This is a genomic window from Pseudophaeobacter sp. TrK17, from assembly GCF_042192375.1.
GTDB lineage: Bacteria > Pseudomonadota > Alphaproteobacteria > Rhodobacterales > Rhodobacteraceae > Pseudophaeobacter.
The window spans coordinates 131,443-140,234 of the sequence record NZ_CP071703.1 but is presented as its reverse complement, the minus strand read 5'-3'; the positions used below and the strand labels follow the sequence as shown (position 1 = coordinate 140,234).

Genomic DNA, 8,792 nt, shown 5'->3' with positions numbered 1-8,792 from the left:
TCCTGGCTAGGCCGCAGTCTTTCAGACCTTTGGCGACGGCTGTTTCCCGCAAATCGTGAGGATGATTTTGGGCTTGCCGAAATTATGCGATCCAGTAATTATGCAGTTGTATAATTACTGGATGCAGGGGATTCTTGGGCTCTGCCTGACCTAGGCCATTGGGCAGGTCAGGTAGAATTCACTCGAAAGTCTCTGCGCGAATGGGCGGGAAAGACATGAAAACCACAGATGTTACTGCACGATTGGCTTCGCTTGGTGGGGCCAAATGGGATCTCCACCTTGCCGCCCGCGATCGTATCGCAGCGGGCGCAGATATTATTGAGATGACCATCGGTGAGCCGGATGTCCCGGTTCCTGCAGAGCTGATGGATCACTCTATTGCCTCGATGCGGGCTGGCCGGACCGGGTATTCCGATGGCCGTGGCGAGCTCAATCTGCGCCGCGCCCTGGCGGAAAGCTACAGCAACAGCCGTGGGCGGGAGTTCGAGCCAGACAACTTCTTATGTTTCCCGGGCACCCAGACCGCCTTGTTTGCCGCGATGATGGGCGTGGCGCAGCACGGGGACGAAGTTCTGGTGGGCGATCCGATGTATGCCACCTACGAAGGTGTGGTTGCGGCCAGTGGTGCGAAAATGGTGCCTGTGCCGCTAAAGCCGGAAAACGGATTTCGGATGCAGGCTGCAGATGTTTCCAGCCGGATCACGCCGCGCACCCGCGCCCTGCTGCTGACCAGTCCGCATAATCCAACCGGTGCCATTTTGCGCCAGTCTGATCTGTTGGCGCTATGCGAGTTGGCGCGCATCCATGATTTTTGGATCCTCTCGGATGAAGTCTATGAGCAATTGGTTTTTGACGGCGCCGAGTTTGTCTCGCCCCTGTCGCTGCCTGACTACGCCGATCGGGTTATCGCGGTTTCATCGATCTCAAAATCCCATGCCTCACCTGGGTTCCGCAGTGGTTGGTGTGTTGGCCCCAAGGCATTTTGCGATGCGCTTTTGCCCTATTCCGAGACCATGCTGTTCGGCAACCAGCCGTTTATCGCGGATATGACGGAACTGGCGATCCGTGAGGGATCTTCTGTTTCCTTGGGGATGCGTCAACGATTCAGCTGGCGGGCGCAATTGCTTGCAGACCGGGTAGAGGCCGAAACTGCGCTGCAGGTTCACCGCCCCGAGGCGGGCATGTTTGCCATGATCAATGTGGCGGCGACCGGGCTGACCGGCGATGCCTATGCCTGGGATCTGCTGGAAAACGGCGTCGCGGTGATGCCCGGATCAGCCTTTAGTGACAGCCTGACCTCCTGGGTTCGGGTGGCGCTGACCATCGAGGATGCAGAATTTGAAACGGCGTTGAATCGTCTCATTTCCCACACACAAACCCTGACAAGGGGGGCCGCATGACAGATCCTGTAAAAACCATCGGCGAAGCCCTTGTTGATGGTTTGAAAGCGCGCGATGTCTCTTGCGTTTTTGGCATTCCCGGCGTGCATACGGTTGAGCTCTATCGTGGGCTAGCGGCTTCGGGGCTGCGCCATGTGACGCCGCGCCACGAACAAGGTGCAGGGTTCATGGCCGATGGCTATGCCCGGGTGTCCGGCAAGCCCGGCGTGGCCTTTGTGATCACCGGGCCGGGCTTGACCAATACGCTGACCCCCATGGCACAGGCGCGGGCGGATTCGGTGCCGATGCTGGTGGTTTCTGGGGTTAATGCGCAGCCAAGCCTGGGCAAGGGTCTGGGCTGTCTGCATGAATTGCCAGATCAACAGGCGCTGGCGCAGACGGTGGCGTTGAGCTCGCACCATGTAGCAGAGGCAGAGGCGCTGGATCCGGCCCTAAACATGGCTTTTGAGCCGTTTTCCTCTGGTCGACCCGGCCCGACCCATATTCAGATCCCGTTGGATATCGCGGGCAGTGCCGCGGCGGAGCTTTCTGCGCCTGTCAGCGTCGAACCTGCCCCTGTGCCGGATACCCTGGTGCAGCAGGCGGCGCAGCTCTTGGCCCAGGCAAAGCACCCGGTCATTCTGGTCGGCGGCGGCGCCAAACGGGCAGGGGAGGCCCTGTGTGCCTTGGCGCAACGTCTGGATGCTCCGGTTGTGCAAACCGCAAATGGCCGGGGCCTGATGTTTCGCCATGCCCTTGGGGTCCCGGCCAGCCCCAGCCTTATCGCGGTTCGTTCGCTGATCGAGAGCGCGGATGTTGTACTGGCCTTGGGGACGGAATTTGGTCCTACGGATTACGATATGTATGCCACCGACCAGTGGCCACAGATGCAGCAGCTGATCCGGGTGGATATCTGCGACCAACAATTGGATCGCCACCCGGCTGTTTTGCCAATCCTGGCAGAGGCTGGCAGCTTTGCCACGGCACTACAGGCAGCCCTGCCGGCTGAATGTGCCGGTTCAGACGGAGCAGAGCGAGCAGCCGAGGCGCGTCAGGCGGCCCTGCAGGAAATCGGCGCGGACTACCGCGCCCAGGTTGCGGTTTTGAACGCGATGCGGGATGCCCTGCCCGGCTGTGTGATGGTGGGGGATTCCACCCAGCCGATCTATGCCGGCAATCTCTATTATGATCACGACCATCCCGGCGGGTGGTTCAATGCGGCTACGGGATATGGTGCGCTTGGCTATGGGATCCCTGCGGCCATTGGTGCGGCCATTGCGGCGCCGGAGCGGCCGGTGATCTGTATTGTCGGCGATGGCGGTGCGCAGTTTTCTCTGCCTGAGGTGATGACGGCGGTGGACGAAAACCTGCCAATCACCTTTGTGATCTGGAACAACCAAGGCTACCGGGAGATTGCCACCTCGATGCAGGATGTTGGCGTTGCGGTGATTGGCTGCGATCCGACGCCGCCAAATTTTGCGGCCACTGCGCTATCGTTTGGAATTCCACATTTCAGTGCTGCCGATGACCCGGCAGAGATCGCTGCTGCCATTACCAAAAACCAGGGCCAGGGGCCCTGCATTGTTGAAATAACCGCGCCTGTTTTTGCGCCAGCTGAGGATTAAGCTGATGACGAACCCGAGTTTTGAATTCTCCCGTGCGATTACCCGCCGCCCTGCCGCCAGCATTGTAGATGGGCTGCGGGCCACCGAAATGGGGACGCCCAGCCTGACAGGCATGCTGGCAGCGCACGCGCAGTATGTGGCGGCGCTCAAAAGCACTGGCGCTGAGGTGATTGAGCTGGAGCCTCTGGAGGCGTTTCCAGATGCGGTTTTTGTTGAGGATACTGCGCTTTGCTTGCCGCAGGGGGCGGTTCTGATGCGCCCCGGTGCGCCGTCACGGATGGGTGAAGTGGCTGAAATGGCGCCAACTTTGCGGGACTGCTACGCGGATGTCCGCGAAATCAGCGGGCCGGGCCATATCGAGGGTGGCGACATCCTGGTGACGGGGCGCGAAGTGCTGGTTGGGCGCTCGGATCGGACTGATGCGGCCGGGGTCGCCGAGCTGGCTGAGATCGTGGCGGACTGGGGCCATTCCCTGCGCGAAGTCTTCACACCGCCGGGTGTTTTGCATTTCAAAACTGACTGTTCCCTGATGGACAGTGAAACCATTCTGGCAACCAAACGGCTGTCGGCCTCGGGCTGCTTTGATGGGTATCGGATCCTGGATGTGGCCGATGGCGAAGAGGCGGCGGCCAATGCCATTCGGTTCAACAATCTGGTGCTCTGCCCGGCAGGATTTCCCCGCACCGCCGAGATGCTGGACAAGGCGGGATTTGAAGTGGTGCAGATCGACAATAGCGATTGTGCGAAACTGGATGGCGGCATGTCCTGCCTGTCGCTGCGGTTCTGAACTAGCCCCGTTCTGCGCAGCAGTTCAGCTGCGGATCTGAGGCAGCTTGGCCCCTGTCCAATAGGCGCCACTGTCCTGTCTCAGCGCTTCATAGGCCTCAATCCGGTGGCGTGCTTCTGCGCCGCCGGCCTCAATCAGATGGGTCAGCAGGCAATCAAGCACTGCCATCGCCCCGCCATAGGCGCCAAAGGGGTGCAGGGAGGCGGTTGTGACCGTCAGCACGTGATCCGCCTCAACCCCCGGCGCGATGACCTCACTGTCCGAAATCAGCACGATGCGGGCGCCGAGCTTGCGGGCCTGACGCAGGGCCTGGATGGTGCTGGTTGAATAGGGGGCAAAGGTGATGGCAATCAGGCAGTCCTCAGGCCCCAGACCAATCAGATCATCCAGGGTGGTGCCGACATGGCGCGGGACCAGATCAATCGCCGGCAGGGCCATGCGCGCCACGTAGTGAAAATAATAGGCCAGCGCATAGCTGGCGCGGCTGGCGGTCACGTAGCACTGTTTCGCACCCCGCAGGGTTTCGACAATCGCATGGGTGCGGTCTGCACCCATCTGGCGTAGTGACCGCGATACCATGTTCAGCTCGCTTTGCACCGCGCTGGCCTGAAGCGCAGCCGCAGGTCCATGCCCGGCCATCTGGCCAATCCAATCTGCAGTACCCGGGCCTTCGTTAGAGGTGATCAGCGCATCTCGGAAGGGGCGACGCAGGGCATCAAAACTGTCATACCCCAGCCGGTCAGCAAGGCGCACAAAGCTGTTGGCGCTGATCTGGGCCTTGCGTGCAGTGTCACGTACGGGATCCAGCGCAAAGCTGCCCGGATTGTCGATGATGTATTTTGCGGCCTGCGCCAGTTTGGCAGGCATTTGCCCGATGTGATCTTTAAGGGCGACAATCAGCCGGGCGGTCTGTTTCGGGTCGAGATGTGGATCCATAAGGCATTGAGATCATATGATTGCCCTGGGTGGAATTCAAAACAGCCGTTCTGGCGGTTTTGTGATGGGCTGCCCTGGGTGATGGATCAGGTGGTGGCCTTTGTTTGGCCGCTCAGGCAGAGACGGCCTGCCTCCTCTGCCCGTCCTCCGGCAGGGTGATACTGCCATCTTCGCAGACGGTGACCTGGACGCCTGTTTCAATCTGACCCAGCCCCTTGCAGGCAACCTGCATCAGGATATCCTTTTCGCGGGCGACAATGGCCATGTGGCTCAACCAGCCGCCAACCTCGCTGAGCACCGCGCCTGAGCGCTGCACATAGGGCAGCCAGGCGGGGTTGATCATGCGGCAGATCAGGATATCGCCGTCGTTAAAGCCCTCAAACACCTTCGGCCCCGTGGCTGTTTCATCGGTGACCCAGAAGGCGCGGGCTGTCACCCTGCCGTGTCCGGCAACGCAGGTACCTGCCAGAGCCCCCTCTGTAAGCGGCACCTGAGCGCCAAGCGACAGCATTTCGCAATCCCGTAGTGTCAGTTGCACCTGGGTTGGAGCCGCGACTTTGCGTGTGTCTTCCTGGGACTTGCGTGCTTGTGCCAATTGCAGCAACTCTTTTGGGGCCGACCAATCGTTGTGCTGCAGCTCGTCAAGGGAGAACTGGAAAATCAGATCATCCAGGCCTGAAGTCGCGCCCAGTGTAAGCACCGCACGGCGCAGCTCGGCGAGAATGCGCAGGGCCTCATGTTTGGACTGCTCCTTGAGATCCTGAAAGGTCAGCGCCAGCGTAATTGTCTTTTTCAGGTCATGTGGCAGGTTGGCTGGCAGCGCTGTATGGCCGGAGATCTGCTCAATCGGGTTTTCCAGCAGCGGCCAGAGCAGGGCAGGGGCCTCGCTGTAGCGCGGAGTGCTGAGTTCATAATCAAAGATGGAGCGATGTCCCATCAGGGCCATGGCAGTTTCGCGGTTGCCGTGACAGGACGCCAGTAGTGCAGAGGGGGTGTTGGGCAGATCCGTCTGCATCAGATATCTGCGCAGACCGGCGTCACCTGCGGTGGCGGCGCTGGCCTCTCCCATGGTGAAGCTGGCAAGGATATTGATCTTTTCAGCCTCGACGTAGATTTCCTGGGCAAAGAGGTGGTGCAGGTTTTGAATGGTCTCAATCAGCTTGTGTTGCGGGAGGGCGGCATAGTCCACCGCCTGCCAGATCGCCAGCCGATCCGCGATCTGCGGCATGGTCTTGGTACGGAAATCTGCGACCAGGGGGGGGGCTTGGCGGCGCAGCTGTTTCGCTTTGGTCTTGGTCAGTTTCAGCGTCATCACCTGCTTTAACCTGGCATCCACATAGGTCTTGCCAAAAAGGTTGACGAGATGGCCATCCCGCCCTTCGGGCAGCCCATAGGGAACGCCCAGGGCGCGGCAGGCGTGGTCCACACTGCCGCCAGGAGCCCAAAGACTGGCCATAAGGGAGAATGACAGCGGCGTCGGGCGGGGCAGGACTTCGGACATTTCATCCTGCTCCAGGATCACCATATCCGGATCTGCGTCGCCAAAGCGGTCAAGAATGGTGCGCCATTCCGCCAGGCGGGCCTGTTCCGCCTCGGGGCCACGGGCCAGAGTGGTGATATCGCGGCTTTGCAGGATCTGGAACTGACCATCCGCATAGGCCCATTCGATATCTTGTGGGCAGCCAAAGGCGGCCTCAACCCGGCGTGCGAGGGCCAAGAGGGGGGCCAGATCCAGGGTTTGATCCTGATCTAGGGCGGCGGGCAGTCCACTGCAGCGACCAAAGCGCAGCGAGACAGGTGTGACCCGACCTGAGACCAGATCGTCACCGCAGCCCCGCACCCATTCCACCATGGTCATGCCGGGGGCACTGGGGTCTTGGGTGAACAGGACGCCGGCGTAGTCAGCCTGCACCATGTGCTGCACCAGGATATTGGCTGAGGAGTCCTCTGGCCCCTGTGTTTCATAGCTGGCGGCCCGGTCAGATGTGAAGCTTGCCACCACGCTGTTGAGCGCTGCGCGCATGGTGGCGCCGGTGACGTTCAGTTCGGAATCAAACACCCCGGCAAAGCTTTGATCGGCACCGTCTTCATTGCTGGCGCTGCTGCGCACTGCGCAGGGCTTTTCCCCCACCAGCTGCCAGATCTGCGCGGCGAAACTGTCTTGCTGTGGCCGCGTCATCTTTTGGAAGTCGTCAACGGCTTCGCGGCGCAGCACAACACCGCCGGGGACTGGCAGGCCAGCGTTTTTGAGTACTGATAACCGGAGCGCCTTGTTTCCGGCTGTTGCCAGCTCTTCTGTATAGCCCATGGGGATAACCCCGGCGGGCAATTGCGCAAGTCGGCGCTGGTGGTGCCACAGGGCGATGCGGTGTTGCAGAGTGCTGTGTACCCCGGTCACATAGGCGCGCTGCAGCAGCAACAGGCTGAGGCTGAAACAGAGGTAGGTATTGGCGGCAGCGCTGAGGCCATAGACCATGGCAAACAAGACGGGAACGCCCAAGAACAGCCAAAGCTTGACTTGCCGTGCGGTCTTGGCAACGGCCCAGACCAGATAAATCGCGGCCAATCCGCAAAACAGCAGCGGCAAGACAAAGACAGGATCCGGCTGACCGAGGTCTGTAATCCAGAGCAGTGGGATAGAGAGCATGCCGCTGGCCTCGCCTGCGGCGGACACGCCAAGCATCATCACGGGTAAAAACAGCAGCGCAGTCAAGTTGCGCAGCGGGGTCAGTCCCTTGGAGGCATAAAAGGCCTGAAGGGCGCGGGCTTTGCGCACGGGGTCCTGGGCCAGTTTGGATTTGAGCTTTGCGAGCGCATCGGCGCTGTTGTGGGTGATGATCTGATCACGTTCTGCCTTCAACGCCACAGGCAAGATCAGAATACGGGTCAACAGGGAAAAGGCAAACAGCCCAAGCAACAGATGGCTGCGCTCATGGCTCCAGATCAGTGCCGCTGCCACTGCAGAAACCGCCTGTTGCCAATAGGTTTGGTTTTGCTCCGCCAGCCAGGTCTGCACATGCGGTTTTGGCGGTGGTGCAATAAAATACTCCCACGGCAGGGTGTAGCGACCTTGGTAGTCGATGCCGTTTTGGGTCAGTTCAAGCCCCAGAACCTGCCCCATAAAACAGCTGCGACGATCGTAGCATGCAGTCACTGTTGGTTTGTCTTCCAGGGCGGTGATGCGGCGCATCAACTCATCCGTGGGAAGGGCGCGGATTGGGATATTGATCGCCCCGGGCAGATGGCCGGCCGCAAAATCACCGGGATATCGGGTATCAACGATTTGCAGGTCTGTGGTGTCTACCAAGGTGGTGAAGTCAGCGGTGCTGAGCAGGGTGTCTTTGTTGCTATATTCTGGGATGGCGCGCAGATCGGCGAGGGTTTGAACCTCGGCATCGCTAAAAGGCCGCCCTTCGACGATCCATTTCTCAATGCCGCCGGCGATAAAGCTACAGTCAATGCCAAGTTTCGCCAGTTCAGCACAGGTTTCAGAGCTGCGGTTGCCGTTGTGGCAAAACACCACTGCGCGTTGACCGGGCTGAAGCGGACGGGACTGCAGGAAATCGGGAAAGCGGATATGAAGCGCACCGGGCAGGCTGCCCATGGCGTTTTCGCCAGTTTCGCGAATGTCAAAGAAGGCGGTGTCTCCGGCGGCCAGCAGCGCGGCGGCTTGCTCGGTGGAGATGGCCAGAGGGTTCTCCTCTTGCTTGGTGAAGCTGGTCTCTTTCAGCGTGTCGTCTTTGATCTGGGTACCGGCAAACTGCGCCGGGCGGAGCAGGGTTTCTTGTAATCGGGCCTGCTCGGCGTTCTGGAAAGACTTGAATTGCCAGTAGTTTGCGGCTGCCAGCACCGCCACAAAGAACAGCAGTGCGGAAATAAGCCTGAGCGGATAGCGCTGCTGTGTGGTCTGTGGCTTGAACCCCAGCTTGGTGGCCACAAGCACGCCAGTCCCTGAAATCATCGCCAGCCCGACTGCAAAAACCTGTGTCAGTGAGGTGACAGAGCCAATGACCAACTCCGGCGAGGGAATAGCCTGGGCAGCAATGGGGACACTCAAAAGCAGTG

5 protein-coding genes are annotated in these 8,792 nt (G+C 60.2%); 3 read left to right on the top strand and 2 right to left on the bottom strand.

Annotated elements, in window-relative coordinates:
* The first annotated feature begins 215 nt into the window (after positions 1-215).
* The 3 genes from JZI28_RS23140 to JZI28_RS23130 are packed head-to-tail and all read left to right on the top strand — an operon-like array spanning position 216 to position 3,791.
* On the top strand, positions 216-1,400 hold the full coding sequence (locus tag JZI28_RS23140; protein WP_375700342.1) for a pyridoxal phosphate-dependent aminotransferase: 1,185 nt from the start codon (positions 216-218) through the stop codon (positions 1,398-1,400).
* Complete coding sequence (locus JZI28_RS23135; RefSeq protein WP_375700341.1) at positions 1,397-3,004, top strand: 5-guanidino-2-oxopentanoate decarboxylase; 1,608 nt, start codon at positions 1,397-1,399, stop codon at positions 3,002-3,004. Before JZI28_RS23140 ends, JZI28_RS23135 begins: the two co-directional genes overlap by 4 nt.
* A gap of 4 nt (positions 3,005-3,008) precedes the next feature.
* Positions 3,009-3,791 (top strand): dimethylarginine dimethylaminohydrolase family protein, encoded by a 783-nt coding sequence (locus tag JZI28_RS23130; protein WP_375700340.1) that lies wholly within the window; start codon positions 3,009-3,011, stop codon positions 3,789-3,791.
* 24 nt (positions 3,792-3,815) lie between these two features.
* Here JZI28_RS23130 and JZI28_RS23125 read toward each other — a convergent pair whose 3' ends face one another.
* Positions 3,816-4,727: a MurR/RpiR family transcriptional regulator gene (locus tag JZI28_RS23125; RefSeq protein ID WP_375700339.1), complete on the bottom strand. Its 912-nt coding sequence runs from the start codon at positions 4,725-4,727 to the stop codon at positions 3,816-3,818.
* Between the two features lie 112 nt (positions 4,728-4,839).
* Complete coding sequence (locus JZI28_RS23120) at positions 4,840-8,688, bottom strand: PEP/pyruvate-binding domain-containing protein (protein WP_375700374.1); 3,849 nt, start codon at positions 8,686-8,688, stop codon at positions 4,840-4,842.
* Positions 8,689-8,792 lie beyond the last annotated feature (104 nt).